Annotated in this window: 17 protein-coding genes; 15 read left to right on the top strand and 2 right to left on the bottom strand. The window is 72.2% G+C overall.

Features of this window, described 5'->3' with window-relative positions; translation table 11 throughout:
* Positions 1–9: 9 nt before the first annotated feature.
* From purH to H8838_RS14620, 4 genes are all read left to right on the top strand, one after another.
* The gene (gene purH / locus H8838_RS14635) at positions 10–1,584 is read left to right on the top strand and encodes a bifunctional phosphoribosylaminoimidazolecarboxamide formyltransferase/IMP cyclohydrolase (RefSeq protein ID WP_185996560.1); all 1,575 of its coding nucleotides are present in this window, start codon (positions 10–12) and stop codon (positions 1,582–1,584) included.
* 42 nt (positions 1,585–1,626) lie between these two features.
* A complete protein-coding gene (locus tag H8838_RS14630; RefSeq protein ID WP_185996561.1) occupies positions 1,627–2,490 on the top strand; it encodes a bifunctional methylenetetrahydrofolate dehydrogenase/methenyltetrahydrofolate cyclohydrolase in 864 nt (287 codons plus the stop codon).
* Positions 2,487–2,867: a DUF3017 domain-containing protein gene (locus H8838_RS14625; protein ID WP_181312176.1), complete on the top strand. Its 381-nt coding sequence runs from the start codon at positions 2,487–2,489 to the stop codon at positions 2,865–2,867. Before H8838_RS14630 ends, H8838_RS14625 begins: the two co-directional genes overlap by 4 nt.
* Before the next feature lie 128 nt (positions 2,868–2,995).
* A complete protein-coding gene (locus H8838_RS14620) occupies positions 2,996–4,228 on the top strand; it encodes an IS30 family transposase (RefSeq protein ID WP_185995629.1) in 1,233 nt (410 codons plus the stop codon).
* Between the two features lie 186 nt (positions 4,229–4,414).
* Here the strand turns inward: H8838_RS14620 and H8838_RS14615 are convergent, their stop codons facing one another.
* Entirely contained in the window at positions 4,415–5,407 is a 993-nt protein-coding gene (locus H8838_RS14615; protein ID WP_181312178.1) for a malate dehydrogenase, read from the bottom strand.
* Positions 5,408–5,535: 128 nt separating this feature from the next.
* Here H8838_RS14615 and H8838_RS14610 point away from each other — a divergent pair, with 128 nt between their 5' ends.
* Positions 5,536–6,252, top strand: coding sequence for a hypothetical protein (locus H8838_RS14610; protein ID WP_185995630.1), 717 nt, complete (start codon positions 5,536–5,538; stop codon positions 6,250–6,252).
* Between the two features lie 12 nt (positions 6,253–6,264).
* On the opposite strand, the gene H8838_RS14605 is transcribed toward H8838_RS14610, so the two are convergent.
* Positions 6,265–7,377: an aquaporin gene (locus H8838_RS14605; protein ID WP_185995631.1), complete on the bottom strand. Its 1,113-nt coding sequence runs from the start codon at positions 7,375–7,377 to the stop codon at positions 6,265–6,267.
* Positions 7,378–7,488: 111 nt separating this feature from the next.
* Here H8838_RS14605 and H8838_RS14600 point away from each other — a divergent pair, with 111 nt between their 5' ends.
* The 10 genes from H8838_RS14600 to H8838_RS14555 all read left to right on the top strand — a co-directional run bounded on the left by H8838_RS14600 (position 7,489) and on the right by H8838_RS14555 (position 18,701).
* Complete coding sequence (locus H8838_RS14600; protein WP_181312181.1) at positions 7,489–9,702, top strand: NADP-dependent isocitrate dehydrogenase; 2,214 nt, start codon at positions 7,489–7,491, stop codon at positions 9,700–9,702.
* Positions 9,703–9,736: 34 nt separating this feature from the next.
* Positions 9,737–10,486 (top strand): DUF6498-containing protein, encoded by a 750-nt coding sequence (locus H8838_RS14595; RefSeq protein WP_185995632.1) that lies wholly within the window; start codon positions 9,737–9,739, stop codon positions 10,484–10,486.
* Positions 10,467–11,693, top strand: a complete 1,227-nt coding sequence (locus H8838_RS14590) for an MFS transporter (protein ID WP_224766155.1) — start codon at positions 10,467–10,469, stop codon at positions 11,691–11,693. Before H8838_RS14595 ends, H8838_RS14590 begins: the two co-directional genes overlap by 20 nt.
* A gap of 55 nt (positions 11,694–11,748) precedes the next feature.
* Positions 11,749–13,053 carry an endonuclease/exonuclease/phosphatase family protein gene (locus tag H8838_RS14585; protein WP_185995633.1) on the top strand — a complete coding sequence of 435 codons (1,305 nt, stop codon included), beginning with the start codon at positions 11,749–11,751 and terminating at the stop codon, positions 13,051–13,053.
* A gap of 69 nt (positions 13,054–13,122) precedes the next feature.
* A complete protein-coding gene (trpS, locus tag H8838_RS14580; protein WP_181312184.1) occupies positions 13,123–14,145 on the top strand; it encodes a tryptophan--tRNA ligase in 1,023 nt (340 codons plus the stop codon).
* A gap of 10 nt (positions 14,146–14,155) precedes the next feature.
* Positions 14,156–14,668, top strand: coding sequence for a 2'-5' RNA ligase family protein (locus tag H8838_RS14575; RefSeq protein WP_181312185.1), 513 nt, complete (start codon positions 14,156–14,158; stop codon positions 14,666–14,668).
* A gap of 91 nt (positions 14,669–14,759) precedes the next feature.
* The gene (locus H8838_RS14570) at positions 14,760–15,611 is read left to right on the top strand and encodes an ABC transporter permease (RefSeq protein WP_224766154.1); all 852 of its coding nucleotides are present in this window, start codon (positions 14,760–14,762) and stop codon (positions 15,609–15,611) included.
* Positions 15,608–16,321, top strand: coding sequence for an ABC transporter ATP-binding protein (locus H8838_RS14565; RefSeq protein WP_185995634.1), 714 nt, complete (start codon positions 15,608–15,610; stop codon positions 16,319–16,321). The genes H8838_RS14570 and H8838_RS14565 overlap by 4 nt, the downstream gene beginning before the upstream one ends.
* Positions 16,322–16,425: 104 nt before the next feature.
* Entirely contained in the window at positions 16,426–17,403 is a 978-nt protein-coding gene (locus tag H8838_RS14560; RefSeq protein WP_185995635.1) for an ABC transporter substrate-binding protein, read from the top strand.
* Positions 17,400–18,701 (top strand): LLM class flavin-dependent oxidoreductase, encoded by a 1,302-nt coding sequence (locus H8838_RS14555; protein ID WP_185995875.1) that lies wholly within the window; start codon positions 17,400–17,402, stop codon positions 18,699–18,701. The genes H8838_RS14560 and H8838_RS14555 overlap by 4 nt, the downstream gene beginning before the upstream one ends.
* Positions 18,702–18,726 lie beyond the last annotated feature (25 nt).

The following is an 18,726-nucleotide window of genomic DNA, read 5'->3' as shown; positions in this document are numbered from 1 at the left end:
TCACCCACCGTGTCCGACCGCATCCAGCTCCGCCGCGCACTCGTGTCCGTCTACGACAAGACCGGTCTCGACGACCTGGTCCGCGGCCTGCACGAGGCCGGGGTCGCCCTCGTCTCGACCGGCGGCTCCGCCGCACTGATCGAGGGCCTCGGCCTGCCGGTCACCCGGGTGGAGGAGCTCACCGGCTTCCCCGAGTGCCTCGACGGGCGGGTCAAGACCCTGCACCCGCGGGTGCACGCCGGGATCCTGGCCGACCGCCGGCTGGAGAGCCACGTGGCCCAGCTCGCCGAGCTGGACGTGGAGCCGTTCGACCTGGTGGTCTGCAACCTCTACCCGTTCACCCAGACCGTCGCCTCCGGCGCGACGCCGGACGAGTGCGTGGAGCAGATCGACATCGGCGGGCCCTCGATGGTCCGTGCGGCGGCCAAGAACCACCCCTCGGTGGCGATCGTGACCTCGCCGCAGCGGTACGCCGACGTCCTGGCCGCCGCCTCCGCCGGCGGGTTCACCCTGGCCGAGCGCCAGCAGCTGGCGGCCGAGGCCTTCGTGCACACCGCGACGTACGACGTGGCCGTCGCCTCGTGGATGGGCAACGTGCTCACCGACACCGGTGAGGGCACCGGCTTCCCGGCCTGGATGGGCGCCACCTGGCAGAAGCAGGCGGTGCTCCGCTACGGCGAGAACCCGCACCAGGCCGCCGCCCTCTACACCGACGGCCAGGTGGGCGAGCCCGGGCTGGCGCAGGCGGTCCAGCTGCACGGCAAGGAGATGTCCTACAACAACTACGTCGACGCCGACGCGGCCCGCCGGGCGGCGTACGACTTCGGGAAGCCGGCGGTCGCGATCATCAAGCACGCCAACCCGTGCGGCATCGCCGTGGGCGACGACGTCGCGGACGCGCACCGCAAGGCGCACGCCTGCGACCCGGTCTCGGCGTTCGGCGGGGTGATCGCCACCAACGTGCCGGTCTCGGTGGAGATGGCGCGACAGGTCGCCGAGGTCTTCACCGAAGTCGTCGTCGCCCCCGGCTACGAGGAGGGCGCGGTCGAGGTGCTGGCCGCGAAGAAGAACATCCGGCTGCTCGAGTGCGCCCCGCGCGGCGGCTCCGGCACCGACCTGCGGCCGATCTCCGGCGGGCTGCTGGTCCAGCAGCGCGACGACGTCGAGGCCGTGGTGGCCGAGGGCGGGGACGACCCCGCCGCCTGGCGGCTGGTGGCCGGCGAGCCCGCCACCGCCGACGTGCTCGCCGACCTGGAGTTCGCCTGGCGCGCCTGCCGCTCGGTGAAGTCCAACGCCATCCTGCTCGCCTCCGACGGGGCCTCCGTCGGCGTCGGGATGGGCCAGGTCAACCGGGTCGACTCCTGCCGTCTCGCCGTGGAGCGGGCCGGCGAGCGGGCGGCCGGCTCGGTCGCGGCCTCGGACGCGTTCTTCCCGTTCGCCGACGGTCCGCAGATCCTGGTCGACGCCGGCGTCCGGGCGATCGTCGCGCCCGGCGGCTCGGTCCGCGACCCCGAGGTGGTCGAGGCGCTGGCCGCTGCCGGCGTGACGACGTACTTCACCGGCACCCGGCACTTCTTCCACTGACCGGCGACCCGGCCCGGACCCCGGCATCCCTACACTGACCCCGTGACTGCACTCAGGCTCGACGGGACGGCGACCGCAGCGGCGATCAAGCAGGAGCTCACCGTGCGGGTGGCCGCGCTCAAGGAGCGCGGCATCCACCCCGGGCTGGGCACCGTGCTGGTCGGCGACGACCCGGGCTCGCGGTGGTACGTCAACGGCAAGCACAAGGACTGTGCCGAGGTCGGGATCGAGTCGATCCGGGTGGACCTCCCGGCGACCGCCTCCCAGGAGGAGATCGAGGAGGCGGTCCGGGGCCTGAACGCGGACCCGGCCTGCACCGGCTACATCGTGCAGCTGCCGCTGCCGAAGGGCCGCGACGAGAACCGGGTGCTCGGGCTGATCGACCCGGCCAAGGACGCCGACGGCCTGCACCCGACCAACCTCGGGTGGCTCGTGCTCGGGCACGAGGCCCCGCTGCCGTGCACGCCGTTCGGGATCGTCGAGCTGCTGCGGCGCCACGCGGTGCCGATCGCCGGCGCGGAGGTCGTCGTGGTCGGCCGAGGCGTGACCGTGGGCCGGCCGCTGGGGCTGCTGCTGACCCGGCGTACCGAGAACGCCACGGTGACGCTGTGCCACACCGGGACCGTCGACCTGGCCGCGCACGTGCGGTCCGCCGACATCGTGGTCGCCGCGGCCGGGGTGCCGGGGATCATCACCGCGGACATGGTCAAGACGGGTGCCGCGGTGCTCGACGTCGGGGTCTCCCGGGTCGACGGCAAGCTCGCCGGAGATGTCGCTCCCGACGTCTGGGAGACCGCGGGCTGGGTCTCGCCGAACCCCGGGGGAGTGGGTCCGATGACCCGCGCCATGCTGCTGTCCAACATCGTCACCCTGGCTGAGAAGCAGGCGGCGGAGCGCGACGCGTGAGCTCCAGCGACCTCACGCCTCCCGAGGACGTCCCGCCGGTCTCGGCGGAGGCGCTCGTCGACGGCGAGGTGCGCGAGGACGCGCCCGAGGTCCCGGAGGAGCGGACCTACCCCTCCACCATCGGCGGCGCGTTCTACCTGCTCTTCCTGGTGATCGCCGCGGTCGCCCTGGTCGTCGTCTCCGTCGGGCCGTGGCGCACCGGCGTCCGGCTCTTCGGCGGTGTGCTCCTGGTGGCCGCGGTCGTCCGGGTGCTGCTGCCCAGCCGTGACGCCGGGATGCTCGCGGTGCGCAACAAGGGAATCGACGCCGGCCTGATGACCGCCGTCGGGGCGGCGCTGCTGGCCCTGGCCAGCTCGATCCCCGACCAGCCGGTCTGACCCCGCGCCGTCCTGCCGCCGGCGCCCTCCAGCGCCCTCCAGACCGCGTGTAACGCTGCGTTATGGCGTCCAACTCGCCCGGCGGAGTCAGTCGGTCGAAGCAACGCCAACGAATGGTGGTGTTGTAGATGCCGAAGCGGCATGTGTCTTACGAGCAACGCGAAGAGTTCTTCGAGCTGGTGTGCGCGGGGCTGTCGATCAAGGCGGCCTGCCGTGGTGCCGGTGTGTCGGAGCGGGCCGGCACGGTGTGGTGGCAATCCTCGGGGCTTGTGAGTCCAGTGATCCAGTACGGCACGGTGGGTGGTCTGCCCGGCACCGCGCCTGCCCGCACGCCGGGCGGGCGCGGCGCCGACGAGCTGCCACGCCCGCGACGGCCCTTGAGTGGTGAGGACCGGGCGGTGATCGCGGCAGGTCTGCAGGCGAGCTGGTCCTACGGCCGGATCGGGCGGGCGATCGGACGGGACAAGTCAGTGGTCAGTCGCGAGGTCACGCGCAACCGTGGCCCCGACGGCACCTACTGGGGGCCGGTGGCGCACCGTGCCGCGCACGAGCGTCGTCGTCGTCCCAAGGAGTTCCGGCTGGTCGAGAACCCCGGCCTGTGCCGGCGGATCGAGGACTGGATGGACGCCGGGTGGTCCCCGCGGCTGATCGCCCGGGTGCTGGGTGAGGAGTCGCCGCACGTGATCATGGGTCGGGTGTCGCACGAGACGATCTACCAGGCCTTGTACGTCCAGACGCGTGGGTCGTTGCGCCAAGACCTGCACCGGCAGCTGTCGACCAAGCGGGCCCGTCGCAAACCCCAGGGCGGGGCCAAGAGGTCCAACAGCCCGTACCGGGATGCGTTCACGATCAGCCAGCGCCCACCCGAGGTCACCGACCGGGCCGTACCCGGGCACTGGGAGGGCGATCTGGTGATGGGCATCAACGGCGGGGTCGCGGTCGGGACCCTGGTCGAGCGGTCGACCCGGTTCACGATGCTGCTGCACCTGCCCGGCCGGCACGACTCCGAGTCGGTCGCCCAGGCGATGATCGCTGAGATGTCCGCGCTGCCCGAGCACCTGCGTCGCTCGCTGACCTGGGACCGTGGCGTCGAGATGGCCCGCTACGACCAGATCCAGCTCGCGTTGAACATGCCGGTCTACTTCTGCGACCCGCACTCACCTTGGCAGCGCGGCACCAACGAGAACACCAACCGGCTGCTGCGGCACTGGCTGACCAAGGGCACCGACCTGTCCCGATTCACCGCCGTAGACCTGCAACAGATCGCAGCCAGCCTCAACGCCCGACCACGCCCTACCCTCGACATGCGAACCCCAGCCCAAGCGCTGGACCAACTGCTGACCAAACCGGCAGCAGCCTGACCCGTTGCTTAGACCGATAGACCTCGCCCCCTTGTCAGAACGCCGCGGTAGACCCGCTAACGCAGCGTTACACGCGGCGGGAGACGGGAGACGGGGAGACGGTGGGCGAGGGCGGAGGGGGGGCGGGGAAATGCGAGACGGCGCCGGCCCCCGGAAGGGCCGACGCCGTCGGGCGGAAGAGCCGGGTCAGATCAGCCCGAGCTCCGTGACCGCCTTGCGCTCGTCCTCCAGCTCGGCGACCGACGCGTCGATCTTGCCGCGGGAGAAGTCGTTGACCTCGAGGCCCTGGACGATCTCCCAGTCGCCGTCCCGGGTGGTGACGGGGAAGGAAGAGATGATGCCCTCGGGCACTCCGTAGGAGCCGTCGGAGGCGACCGCCATCGAGACCCAGTCGCCCTCGGCGCTGCCGAGCAGCCAGTCACGGGCGGCGTCGATGGTGGCGGAGGCGGCGGAGGCGGCCGAGGAGGAGCCCCGGGCCTCGATGATCGCCGCACCGCGCTTGGCGACGGTCGGGATGAAGGTGTTCTCCAGCCAGTCCTGGTCGTCCACGGTGGCCGCGGCGTTCTGGCCGTTGACCTCGGCGTTGAAGAGGTCGGGGTACTGGGTGGCCGAGTGGTTGCCCCAGATCGTCATCTTCTTGATGTCGGTCACCGAGGCGCCGGTCTTGGCCGCCAGCTGCGAGATCGCCCGGTTGTGGTCGAGGCGGGTGAGCGCGGAGAAGCGCTCGTTCGGGATGTCGGGGGCGTTGGTCATCGCGATCAGCGCGTTGGTGTTGGCCGGGTTGCCGGTGACACCGATGCGTACGTCGTCCGCGGCGACCTTGTTGAGGGCCTTGCCCTGGGCGGTGAAGATCGCGCCGTTGGCCGAGAGCAGGTCGCCGCGCTCCATGCCCGGGCCGCGGGGACGCGCGCCGACGAGGAGGGCGAGGTTGACGCCGTCGAAGATCTTCTCCGGGTCGGCGCCGATCTCGACCCCGGCCAGGGTCGGGAACGCGCAGTCGTCGAGCTCCATGACGACACCCTCGAGCGCCTTGAGCGCGGGCTCGATCTCCAGCAGCTGGAGCTGGATGGGGCGGTCGGGGCCGAGCAGCGAACCGCTCGCGAGACGGAAGAGCAGGCTGTAGCCGATCTGACCGGCGGCACCGGTCACGGCCACCTTGAGCGGGGCGGAGGTGGACACGAGGACTCCTGGATCACGAATTCGAGGACAGGGTGTGATCCCCGACTCTAGTCCTCGACGGCGCTGCGCCCACGCCGGGGTTCGCCCGCTGGCACCGAGTCAGGGTCGCGCTGGCATCATGGGCCGGCATGAGTCCCAGGGCGTCGCTGGCCGCACGCACCGCGTCGGGGCTCCTGCTCGTGGTGGCGCTGGCCGTCGGCTGCGGAGGCTCCCCCCGCACCAGCCCGCCGTCGGGCGTGGACGGGCTGGTCATCCCCACGCCGTCCCCGGCGCCGGACGACTTCGTCACCGGCATCGACAACCCCTGGCTGCCGCTGGCGCCCGGGGCGACGTGGACCTTCGAGGTCCAGGACGCCACCGGCGAGGCCGTCCGGACCACCCGCGTGCTGAGCGGGACCCGAGAGGTGGCGGGTATCGCCGCCACCCAGGTGGAGACCCGGACCGAGACCGACGGAGCGGGGACCGCGGAGGCGACAGAGCTGCGCTGGTACGCCCAGGACCGCGCCGGCAACGTGTGGGCGCTGGGGGAGCAGGGGGTCTGGGAGGCGGGTGTCGACGGCGCCGAGGCCGGGCTGGCGATGCCGGCCGCCCCCCGGCGCGGCGACGCGTTCGCGCTGTGGTGGGACGACGGGACGCCGGGCACGGTCGTCCGGGTCGGCGAGCGGGACTCCTCGGTGACGGTGCCCGCGGGGCGGTTCACCGAGCTCCTGGAGATCGAGCTCACCGGCGGCCCCCCGGAGGACGAACGGACCGTCTACCTGGCCCGTGAGGTCGGGGAGGTGCTCAGCCTGGAGCAGGACGGTGCCAGCCGGGTCGAGCTGGTGGAGCACCGCGCCGGCGCGTGAGCCGGACGGGCCTCAGCCGCCGGGGCGGATCTGGGTCCGCCCGTCCTCCTCGTCGGAGGCGGGAGCACCCCAGCCCTGCTGCGGGGCGGGTGCCCCCCACTGGCCGCCCTGGGCGGGGGGCTGCTGCTGCTGCTGCTGGTACTGCTGCGGCTGCGCGTAGCCCGGGTCCTGGTAGGGCTGACGGGTCTGGGTCGGCGCCGCCTGGCCCCACTGCGGGTCGGGTGCGCCCCACTGACCGGGCTGGGGAGCACCCCACTGGCCGGGCTGCGGCTGCCCGGGCTGACCGGGCTGCTGGGGCTGGGCCGGCCAGGCGCCGCCGGGGGCGGGCTGGGGGTAGCCCTGGGCCTGCGGCTTGGGCCGCGCGGAGAAGCTGAGGCCCGAGCCGGGCACTGCCGGGGCGCCCTGGCCGAAGACCAGCGGGTAGACGAGCCCGGCGAGCGCACCACCGAGCAGCGGGGCGAGCACGAAGACCCAGAGCTGGGCCATCGCGTCGGTGCCGGAGAAGAGGGCGGTCCCGATCGAGCGGGCGGGGTTGACGGAGGTGTAGGTGGCCGGCATGGAGGCGAAGTGGACCATCGCCAGGGTGAGGCCGATCGCGACCGGCGCCAGCGCAGCCTGGGCGGAGTTGCGGGCGTCGGTGGCGCTGAGCACCACGGTGACCAGGACGAAGGTCAGCACCAGCTCGAGGAGCAGCGCGGCCCACCAGACGTACCCGTTCGGGGACAGGTCGCCGAAGGCGTTCGGGCCGAGCGCGTTGCCGGGCTCGAAGTTGGGGAAGCCGTGCATCAGCCCGAAGAGGCAGCCGCCGGCCAGGATGGCGCCGAGCAGCTGGGCGCCCAGGTAGACCGGCGTGCTGCGCCAGGCGAGCCGCCCGCCGAGCGCGGCGCCCAGGGTGATCGCGGGGTTGAAGTGCCCGCCCGAGATCCGGCCCAGGACGGCGACCAGCACGAGCATGGCGAAGCCGAACGCGAGCCCGGTCGCCACGACGTCCCCGGTGCTGAACAGCAGGGCCGACACGCCGACCAGCACCAGTACGAAGGTGCCGAGCGTCTCGGCTGCGACCTTCTGGCCGGTGGTCGGCTCGTCGGTCTTCGGCGTCGTCTCAGGCGTCAGTCCCCCAGTCATGGCGCCTAGCCTCCCATGCCTTCGGGTGCGAGGCTAGGAGAACCCCCACCGTCAGGTATCTTGACATCAAGCAATCCGTTACGGACCGTTCCGACAAGGAGTCGCTGCCTCATGGCGAAGATCATCTACACCCACACCGACGAGGCGCCGCTGCTGGCCACGTACTCGTTCCTCCCCATCGTCTCGGCGTACGCCCGGACCGCAGGGGTCGAGGTCGAGACCCGTGACATCTCGCTGGCGGGGCGGATCATCGCTCAGTTCCCCGAGCGGCTCACCGAGGAGCAGCGTCTCGACGACGCCCTCGCCGAGCTCGGCGAGCTGGCCACCCAGCCCGAGGCCAACATCATCAAGCTGCCCAACATCTCGGCCTCGATCCCGCAGCTCAAGGCCGCGGTCAAGGAGCTGCGCGAGCAGGGCTACGACCTCCCGGACTACCCGGAGAACCCGCAGACCGACGAGGAGCGCGAGACCCGCGCGAAGTACGACAAGGTCAAGGGCTCCGCGGTCAACCCCGTGCTGCGTGAGGGCAACTCCGACCGGCGCGCGCCGGCCTCGGTGAAGAACTACGCCAAGGCGCACCCGCACCGGATGGGCGCCTGGAGCAGCGACTCCAAGACCAACGTGGCGACCATGGACGACCGCGACTTCCGGCACAACGAGAAGTCGGTCGTGCTCGAGGGCGACGACACCCTGACCATCCAGCTGGTCGGCGCCGGCGGCGAGACCACCGTGCTCAAGGAGTCGATCCCGGTGCTCGCGGGCGAGGTCGTCGACGCGACGTACATGAGCGCCTCCGCGCTGGACGCGTTCCTGCGCGACCAGGTCGCCCGGGCCAAGGAGGAGGGCGTCCTCTTCTCCGCGCACCTCAAGGCCACGATGATGAAGGTCTCCGACCCGATCATCTTCGGCCACGTGGTGCGCGCGTTCTTCCCCGACGTCTTCGAGCAGTACGGCGAGCAGCTGGCCGCGGCCGGCCTCTCGGCCAACGACGGGCTCGGCGCGATCTACGCCGGCCTGGACGGCGTGGAGAACGGTGCGGAGATCAAGGCCGCCTTCGACGCCGCGATCGAGAACGGCCCGGCGCTGGCGATGGTCGACTCCGACCGAGGCATCACCAACCTGCACGTGCCCTCCGACGTGATCATCGACGCCTCGATGCCGGCGATGATCCGCACCTCGGGCCACATGTGGAACGCCGCGGGCGAGGAGCAGGACACCCTCGCGGTGATCCCGGACTCCTCCTACGCCGGCGTCTACCAGACGGTGATCGACGACTGCCGGGCTAACGGCGCCTTCGACCCCGCCACCATGGGCTCGGTGCCCAACGTCGGCCTGATGGCCAAGGCCGCCGAGGAGTACGGCTCGCACGACAAGACCTTCGAGGTGCCGACCTCGGGCAAGGTGCAGGTCGTCGACTCGGCCGGCAACGTGCTGCTCGAGCACGACGTCGAGGCCGGTGACATCTGGCGTGCCTGCCAGACCAAGGACGCGCCGATCCAGGACTGGGTCAAGCTCGCCGTGACCCGGGCCCGGGCGACCGGCGTGCCGGCCGTCTTCTGGCTCGACGAGACGCGTGCCCACGACGCGCAGCTGATCGAGAAGGTGCGCACCTACCTCGCCGACCACGACACCGAGGGCCTGACCATCGAGATCATGGACCCGGCCGCGGCGACGGCGTACTCGCTGGAGCGGATCCGTCGCGGCGAGGACACCATCTCGGTGACCGGCAACGTGCTGCGCGACTACAACACCGACCTGTTCCCGATCCTCGAGCTCGGGACCAGCGCCAAGATGCTCTCCGTCGTCCCGCTGATGAACGGCGGCGGCCTCTTCGAGACCGGCGCCGGCGGCTCCGCGCCCAAGCACGTGCAGCAGCTGGTCAAGGAGAACTACCTGCGCTGGGACAGCCTGGGCGAGTTCTTCGCGCTGGCCGCCAGCTTCGAGCACCTCGCCCAGAGCACCGACAACGCGCGGGCGCAGATCCTGGCCGACACGCTCGACCGGGCGACCGGGACGTTCCTCAACGAGGACCGCTCCCCGGGCCGCAAGCTGGGCACGATCGACAACCGCGGCTCGCACTTCTACCTCGCCCTCTACTGGGCCGAGGAGCTGGCCAAGCAGACCGAGGACGCCGAGCTGGCCGAGGCGTTCTCCGCGCTCGCCACCCGCCTGCGCGAGCAGGAGGCGACCATCGTGGAGGAGCTCAAGGCCGTCCAGGGCTCGCCGGTCGACATCGGTGGCTACTACCGCCCGGACGCCGAGAAGACCGAGGCGGTCATGCGTCCCTCGGCGACCTTCAACGAGGCTCTCGCCTCGCTGGGCTGACCGAGTGGGCTGGCTGAGTGGGCTGAGTGGCTGAGTGAGCCAGCGACCTGACGGCCGCGGCGCCGCCGACCTCGTGTCGGCGGCGCCGCTGCTGTCTGTCTTGGCGCTGGTCGCGGTCAACCTGCTGCCGGTCGCGGCGCTGCTGGCGGGGTGGATGACGCTGGGCGACGTCTTCGTCGTCTACTGGCTGGAGAACCTCGCGGTGTGGGCGGTCACCGTGGTCAAGGTCGCCACCGCCCGGGCGCCGGAGCCCACCGACACGAGCCTGCGGATCAACGGCCGGCCCGCCTCCCGGATGTCGCGGGGGGTGCTCGCCGGGTTCTTCTCCTTCCACTTCGGGATCTTCACCCTGGTGCACGGCTTCTTCGCCTTCGGCCTGGCGTTCGCCGCCGACGGCGAGCTGCACGGGCGGACCTGGCTGCTGACCGGTCTGGCGTTCCTGGCCAGCCACGTCGCCTCCCTGGGAGTCAACTGGTTCGGCGAGGACGAGCGCGCGCGGGTCTCGCCCAGCCAGGCGATGTGGCAGCCCTACCCGCGGATGCTGGTGCTGCACGCCTCGATCATCGGCGGGTTCCTGCTGATGGTCCGCGACCAGATCGACCAGCCGGGTCCGTTGAGCCAGACCAGCGTGCTCCTCCCGGTGCTGCTGCTGTGCGGGCTCAAGACCCTGCTGGACCTCTGGTTCCACCTCCGTGAGCGGGCGCGGGCCCGGACGCCGGAGACCGTGGCCGGAATAGTCGACGACGGGCAGGTGCTGCACCCTCGTGGCGCAGACGACGACTGACCAGGCTCCGGGCCGGAGCCGGGTTCCCCGGCACGCGACCGCGGCGATCGCGGCACTGGCGATGGGCGGCTTCGCCATCGGCACCACCGAGTTCGTCTCGATGGGCCTGCTGCCGCAGATGGCGCGCGGGGTCGGTGCGAGCATCCCCTCGACCGGGCACGCCATCTCCGCCTACGCCCTTGGCGTGGTGGTCGGCGCACCGGTGGTCGCCTTCCTCGGCTCCGGCTGGCCGCGACGCGCCCTCCTGGCCTGGCTGATGGTGCTCTTCGCGGTCGGCAACGTGGCGACCGCGCTCGTCTCCTCCTACGAGGGCCTGCTGATCGCGCGGTTCGTCTCCGGACTGCCGCACGGCGCCTTCTTCGGGGTCGCCTCGCTGGTCGCGGCCGGACTGGCACGCCCGGGACGGCAGGGCCGGGCGGTCGCCATGGTGATGCTCGGGCTCTCGGTGGCCAACCTGCTGGGGGTGCCCGCCGCCACCTGGCTGGGCCAGGGGCTCGGGTACCGGGCGGCGTACTGGCTCGTCGCGGTCCTCGGCCTGCTCACCCTGGCGCTCGTGCTCGCCTTCGTGCCCTCCCAGCCCGGCGACGTCGACGCGCACTGGCGCCGCGAGGTCGGGGCGCTGGCCAAGCCGCAGGTCCTGCTCACGATCCTCACCGGCGCCGTCGGGTTCGGCGGCATGTTCGCGGTCTACACCTACATCGTGCCGACCCTCACCGAGGTCGGCGGGCTGCCCGAGTCGGTCGCCCCGGTCTTCCTGCTCGCCTTCGGCCTGGGGATGGTCGCCGGGACCTGGCTGGCCGGCGAGCTGGCCGCCTGGTCGGTCTTCCGGTCGCTCTTCATCGGCGGCGGGGGACAGGGCCTGCTGCTGCTCGTCTTCGCCGTGCTCGCCCCGTACGGCTGGTGGACGCTGCCGGTGGTCTTCGGCATCACCGCCACCGGATCGATCCTGGTGGTCAACCTGCAGCTGCGGCTGATGGAGGTGGCCGAGGACGCGCAGACCATCGGGGCCACGATGAACCACGTCGCGCTCAACATCGCCAACGCGCTCGGCGCCTGGCTGGGTGGCCTCGTGGTGGCGGCCGGGTGGGGCTACCAGGCGCCCGGTCTGGTCGGGTTCGGCCTGTCGGTGCTGGGGCTGGGGATCCTCACCGTCTCCGCCCGGTTGCACGTACGCCGTCCCGCCAACTTCGCCGGTGGCACCGTCTGAGCCGCGTACCGGCCTCGGGGTTCCGACCGGCGGCGGGATCCGGCAGGGTGTCCCCATGCGCCGCCTGACCGCTCTCACCGTCCCGTCCAGCCTGCTCGCCGCGGGGGCCCTGCTCTGTGCCGGGGCGGGGGTGCTCGCGCCCTCCGCGTCCGCGACCGGCCCGGGCGACCGTCCCGCGCACGGCAAGCACGGGCACGGGCACGGGCACGGAAAGGGACACGGGCACGGGCAGCCAGGCGTGCGGTTCGCGACGTACAACGCCTCGCTCAACCGGGCGACGGCGGGGCAGCTGATCGCCGACCTGGCGACCGGTACGAACGCCCAGGCCCGGGCGGTGGCCGAGGTGGTCCAGCGCACCCGCCCCGACGTCCTGCTGGTCAACGAGTTCGACCACGACGACCAGGGCAGGGCCGCGAGGCTCTTCCGCGACCTCTACCTGGGGGTGGGCCAGGGGGGTGCGCGGGGGATCGAGTACCCGTACTGGTACGCCGCCCCGAGCAACACCGGCGTGCCCAGCGGGCTGGACCTGGACAACGACGGGACGGTCGGCGGCGGCAACGACGCCTTCGGCTTCGGCGAGTTCCCGGGGCAGTACGGGATGGTGGTCTACTCCCGCCACCCGATCCAGGAGCGCCAGGTGCGGACCTTCCAGCGGTTCCGCTGGGCCGACATGCCGGGTGCCCGGCTCCCGGACGACCCGGCGACGCCTGAGCCGGCCGACTGGTACAGCCCCGCCGAGCTGGCCCAGGTGCGCCTGTCCAGCAAGTCCCACTGGGACGTGCCGATCCGGGTCGGGCGGCGCACGGTGCACCTCCTGGCCTCGCACCCGACCCCGCCCACCTTCGACGGCCCGGAGGACCGCAACGGCACCCGCAACGCCGACGAGATCCGGTTCTGGGCCGACTACGTGACCGGGGGCCGGACGGCGCGCTACGTCTACGACGACCGGGGACGGCGGGGCGGCCTCGCGCCGCGCTCGGCGTTCGTGGTCGCGGGCGACCTCAACTCCGACCCGTACGACGGCGACTCGGTGCCGGGCGCGGTGCAGCAGATCCTCGAGCACCCTGCGGTCGACGCCACCCCGGTGCCGACCAGCGCCGGCGCGGTCGAGGCGTCGCGGCTCCAGGGCGGCGCCAACGCGACCCACCGCGGGCCGGCGAGCTCCGACACCGCCGACTTCGCCGACGGTGCTCCCGGCAACCTGCGGGCGGACTACGTGCTGCCCGGGGGAGGCGCGCAGGGCGAGCGATCCGGCGTCTTCTGGCCCACGCTGGCGGACCCGTTGTCGCGGCTCACGGGGGTCTTCCCGTTCCCCACCAGCGACCACCGGCTGGTGTGGGTCGACGTGCGGCTCCGCTGACACGACCCGACGCGAACCCGACGCCGAGCCGGTTCGGCGAGTCCGGGTGCTGCCTGTGACAATGGCTCCATGTCCGCTCCGACCGCTCGCCCCCGGGTGCTCTCCGGCATCCAGCCCACCGCCGACAGCTTCCACTTCGGCAACTACCTGGGTGCGCTGCGGCAGTGGGTCCACCTGCAGGACGAGTTCGAGCCGTTCTTCTTCATCGCCGACCAGCACGCGATCACCGTCGAGCAGGACCCGAAGGTGCTGCGCGAGCGGACGCTGCGGGCCGGCGCGCAGCTGCTCGCCGCCGGGGTCGACCCCGAGCGGGCGGCCATCTTCGTGCAGAGCCAGGTGCCGGCCCACGCCCAGCTCGGCTGGGTGCTGCAGTGCCTGACCGGCTTCGGTGAGGCCCGCCGGATGACCCAGTTCAAGGACAAGTCCGCCAAGCAGGGGGAGGGGGCGGCCAGCGTCGGCCTCTTCACCTACCCGATCCTGATGGCGGCCGACATCCTGCTCTACCGCCCGCAGTACGTGCCGGTGGGCGAGGACCAGCGCCAGCACCTGGAGCTGACCCGCGACCTCGCGCAGCGGTTCAACCACCGCTACAAGAAGACGTTCCGGCTGCCCGAGCCGTTCATCGTCAAGGAGACGGCCAAGATCGCCGACCTCCAGGAGCCCACGGCCAAGATGTCGAAGTCGGCCTCCTCGCCGACCGGGATCATCGAGATGCTGGACGACCCCAAGGTGAGTGCCAAGAAGATCCGCTCCGCGATGACCGACTCCGGGTCGGAGGTCCGGTTCGACGCCGAGGAGAAGCCGGGCGTCAGCAACCTGCTCACCATCCACTCGGCGCTCTCCGGGACCCCGGTGAGCGAGCTGGAGGAGCGGTTCGCCGGTCGCGGGTACGGCGACCTGAAGAAGGAGCTCGCCGAGGTCGTGGTGGAGTTCGTGACCCCGTTCCGTGACCGCACCTTCGAGCTGCTGGAGGACCGCACCCACCTCGACCAGGTGCTCGCGGCCGGGGCGGAGAAGGCGTCGGCGGTGGCCGAGGCGACCCTGCGCGACGTCTACGACCGGGTGGGCTTCGTCGCTCCCGCCGGCAGGTAGGGTCGAGGACGTGCAGACCATCGGGGTCGCGATCGCCATCCCGGAGCCGTGGGGGACCACGCTCCAGGACTACCGCACCGACCTCGGGGACGCCACGGCGACGATGATCCCGACGCACATCACGCTGGTCCCGCCGACCGCGTTGCCCGACGACCGGGCGGTCGCGGAGGTGGAGGAGCACCTGGCCCGGGTCGGCGCCGAGCACCGCTCGTTCCGGGTGCACCTGCGCGGCACGGGAACCTTCCGGCCGGTCTCCCCGGTGGTCTTCGTGGCGGTGGCCGAGGGCATAGCGCACTGCGAGCAGCTCGCGCGGGACGCCCGGACCGGTCCGCTCGCGGTCGAGCTGGCCTTCCCCTACCACCCGCACGTCACCGTGGCCCACGAGCTGTCCGACGACCTCCTGGACCGTGCCTTCGCCGAGCTGGCCGACTTCGAGTGCGTCTTCGAGGCCACCGCGTTCCACCTCTACCACCACGGCGAGGGTGAGGGCTGGGTGCCCAAGCGGGCGTTCTCCCTGGGCTGAGCGCCCGACCCGGCGACCCGGCCGCGACACGCGGTCACTCCGTGAGACGCTTACTCTAAGTCGAGTAAGTCAATGGAGTAAGGTCTCCAGTGTGACCCAGGTACTCATCCCCCCGCGCAGCGCGGACCAGGCCACGGCCGCCGCGCTCTCCGCCCCACCGCGGGCTCGGCGTCGCCGCACGCTCCCGGCGCGCAGCTACACGGTGCTGCGTGCCCTCAGCCCCGTCCTCGTCCTCGGGGTGTGGCAGCTGGCCTCGTCCACCGGCCTCCTGGACGAGAGGACGCTGGCCTCGCCACTGACCCTGCTCGACACGGCCCAGCGGCTGATCTCCACCGGTGAGCTGCAGGAGGCCGTGCTCGTCTCCCTGCGACGTGCGGCCACCGGCTTCGCGCTGGGCGGCGCCGTGGCCGTGGTGCTCGGCGCGATCGTGGGCCTGAGTCGGCTCGGCGACGCCCTGGTCGACCCGCTGGTGCAGATGCTGCGGATGCTCCCGCTCTTCGGCCTGGTGCCGCTGTTCATCATCTGGTTCGGGATCAAGGAGGAGCCCAAGGTCTACCTGGTGGCGCTCTTCGTCATCGTGCCGCTCTACCTCAACCTGGTCTCCGCCCTCCGCGGCGTCGACCGGGACCTGCGCGAGGTGGCCTCGGCGCTGCGGCTCACCACCCTGGAGCGGTGGCGCAACCTCTACGTGCCGGCGGTGACCCCCGGCGTCCTGGTGGGCCTGCGCCAGTCGCTGGGCTCGGCCTGGATCGCCCTGATCGTCGCCGAGCAGGTCAACGCCGGCGCCGGGCTCGGCTACCTGATCAACAACGCCCGCGACTTCCACCGGGTGGACGTGATCGTGGTCGGGCTCCTCTGCTACGCCGTGCTGGGCCTGCTCAGCGACTCCCTCGTGCGGCTGCTGGAGCGCCGCTCGCTGCGCTGGCGGGGGGACGCGGCATGAGCGAGATCGTCAGCGAGCTCTCCGGCGTGAGTCGCCGGTTCGGCGCCAAGACCGTGCTGGACGGCATCGACCTCACCATCCGCAAGGGCGAGTTCATCGCCCTGCTCGGCCACTCGGGCTGCGGCAAGTCGACCCTGCTCCGGATCGTCGGCGGTCTCGACGACGAGGCCGAGGGGTCGGTACGCACCGTGCCCGACACCGCGGTGGCGTTCCAGGAGCCTCGGCTCTTCCCCTGGCGCTCGGTCCTGGAGAACGTCTCGCTGGGCCTGCGGCTGCCCGACCCCGAGGCCCGGGCCCGCGAGGTGCTGGAGGAGGTGGGTCTCGGCGACCGGGCCACCGCGTGGCCGCGCGAGCTCTCCGGCGGCCAGCGCCAGCGGGTGGCCCTGGCCCGGGCGTTGGTCCGGGACCCCTCGCTGCTCCTGCTCGACGAGCCGTTCAGCGCGCTGGACGCCCTGACCCGGCTCACCGCCCAGGACCTGGTCCGGCGGCTGATCGCCGCCCACGGGCCCGCGGTGCTGATGGTGACCCACGACGTCGAGGAGGCCCTGCTGCTCGCCGACCGCGTCCTGGTCATGGCGGACGGGGGATTCGTCCACGACGAGCGCCTCGACCTCCCGCAGCCCCGTCGTCGCGACGACCCGGAGATCGTCCGCCGGCGCGCCCACCTGCTGGGCCTGCTGGGCGTCATCCAGGAGGACCGCAGCGCCTGAGCCGTCCGTCGCTCCCAGACCGTACCGCCGCACATCCCGTCATCCTCCGGCACGTCGACACCCCGTCGACGCTCCTCGCCGACCCCCACACAGAGAGTCGATCCATGTCCCGACACCTTCGCCGAGGCCTCCGCGGCACGGCCACCGCCTCCCTCGCCGGTCTCCTCCTCGCGGCCGCTCTGACCGGGTGCTCCGCCGACGCCGAGGACGGCAAGCCGGTCCTGCGCGTGGGCGTGCAGAAGGACGGCGTCCGCTCCGTCCTCACCGCCTCGGGCCAGCTCGAGGACCTGCCCTACGAGATCGAGTGGTCGGAGTTCACCGCCGGCCCGCCGATCATCGAGGCCGCCGCAGCCGACCAGATCGACGTGGCCTGGGTGGGTGCCGCGCCGCCGATCGTGGGCGCCGCCTCCGGCGCGGAGTTCAAGATCATCGCCACCGTCGCCGAGAAGGACCGCAAGCAGGACTCCATCCTGGTGCCCGCGGACTCCGACATCACCAGCGTCGCCGACCTGAAGGGGAAGACGATCGCGGTCAGCAAGGGGACCAGCGGGCACGGGCACCTGCTGATGGCCCTGGAGGCGAACGGCCTCACCCTCGACGACGTCGAGCCCCAGTACCTGACCCCGCCCGACGGCCAGGCGGCGTTCCAGTCGGGCCAGGTCGACGCGTGGGTGATCTGGGACCCGTTCGTCACCCAGGCGGTGATGGAGGACGGCGCCGTCGACCTGACCATCGACCAGCCCGAGACGGACCCCTACCTGCAGTTCGAGATCGCCGCGACCCCGTCGCTGGAGGACGAGGAGACCCGCGAGCACATCAGCGACTTCGTCGGCCGGCTCCGCGAGGCCTTCGTCTGGGCGGGGGAGAACCCGGAGCAGTACGGCAAGGGCTGGGCCGAGGAGTCCGGCCTCTCCGAGGAGGTGCTGGTCGCCGTCGCGGAGAAGAAGAAGAACGAGGTCCGACCGGTCAGCGACGAGGACGTCGCCGCCATCCAGAAGCTGGCCGACCTGTTCGCCGAGGCCGGGGAGATCCCCGGCGAGGTGGACATCGCCTCCGTCGTGGAGGACGGCCTGATCGACTGACCGGGCGCCCCGCGTCCCACGCAGCACCGCGGCCGCCCGGTCATGCCGGGCGGCCGCGTCGTACCCAGCCACCCCCAGGAGAGAAGAGCTCTGCCGAGCAGGCCAAGCTCGACGCGGTCTTCCTGGCCGACGTCCCCGGACTGATCTACGACACCGGGCACCGGCTCTCCCACGGCCTCGAGCCGGCCACGCTGCTCTCGGCCGTCGCGGTGGTCACCTCGCGGATCGGGCTGATCGGCTCCGCCTCGACCACGCTGAGCGACCCCTACACGCTGGCGCGGCAGTTCAGCACCCTGGACCACGTCTCCGGAGGCCGGGCCGGGTGGAACATCGTCACCACCTACAGCGACCAGGCGGCGCGCAACTACGGCCTGGAGGACACCGGCAGCCACGCCGTGCGCTACGCACGGGCCGAGGAGTTCGTCGAGGTCGTGTGCAAGCTGTGGGACAGCTGGGAGGACGACGCCGTGGTCGTGGACCGCGAGCGCGGGGTGCTCTACGACGTCGACAAGGTGCACGCCCTGGACCACGCGGGGGAGCACTACCGGGTCGCCGGTCCGCTCAACCTGGCTCGCTCACCGCAGGGCCGCCCGGTCCTGGTCCAGGCCGGCTCCTCCAACGTGGGCCGGGACTTCGCCGCCCGCACCGCGGACGCCGTCTTCGTCGCCTCCCAGCACCTGGCCGACGCCCGGGCGTTCTACGCCGACATCAAGGGCTCCGCGAAGGCCGCCGGCCGGGAGCCGGGGCACGTGCTCGTGCTGCCCGGCATCAGCCCCTACGTGGGGGACACCGAGGCCGAGGCGCGCGAGCTGTTCGAGGAGCTCAACGAGCTGACCGTCGTCGACTACGGCCTGCGGCAGCTGAGCCTGATGACCTCGGGCACCCGGTTCGACGACGTGGGCCTCGACGAGAAGGTGCCCGGCGAGCGGTTCGCCGACGCGGGCTCGGTGACCGACAACAACCGTGGGCGGTTCCAGGTGGTCGCGGGGATCGTCCAGCGGGAGCGCCCCACGCTGCGCCAGCTCCTGCACCGGCTGGCCGGCGCCCGAGGGCACCACGTGGTCTGCGAGACGCCGGAGCAGATCGCCGCCACGATCGAGGAGTGGTTCACCGAGCGAGCCGCCGACGGCTTCAACGTGATGCCGCCGCTCTATCCGCACGGACTGGACGCGTTCGCCTCGCGGGTGGTGCCGCTGCTCCAGGAGCGCGGACTGTTCCGCGCCGACTACGAGTCGCAGACCCTGCGCGGGCACTACGGGCTCCCACGCCCCGAGAGCCGGTACGCCGCCGCCCGCTGAACGGGCCTGGAACGGATCGAGCCCC

Origin of the sequence: Nocardioides campestrisoli, assembly GCF_013624435.2 — a bacterium.
Classification (GTDB): Bacteria; Actinomycetota; Actinomycetes; order Propionibacteriales; family Nocardioidaceae; genus Nocardioides; species Nocardioides campestrisoli.
The sequence above is the reverse complement of the archived record's forward strand: the minus strand, read 5'-3'. Positions and strand labels throughout refer to the sequence as shown.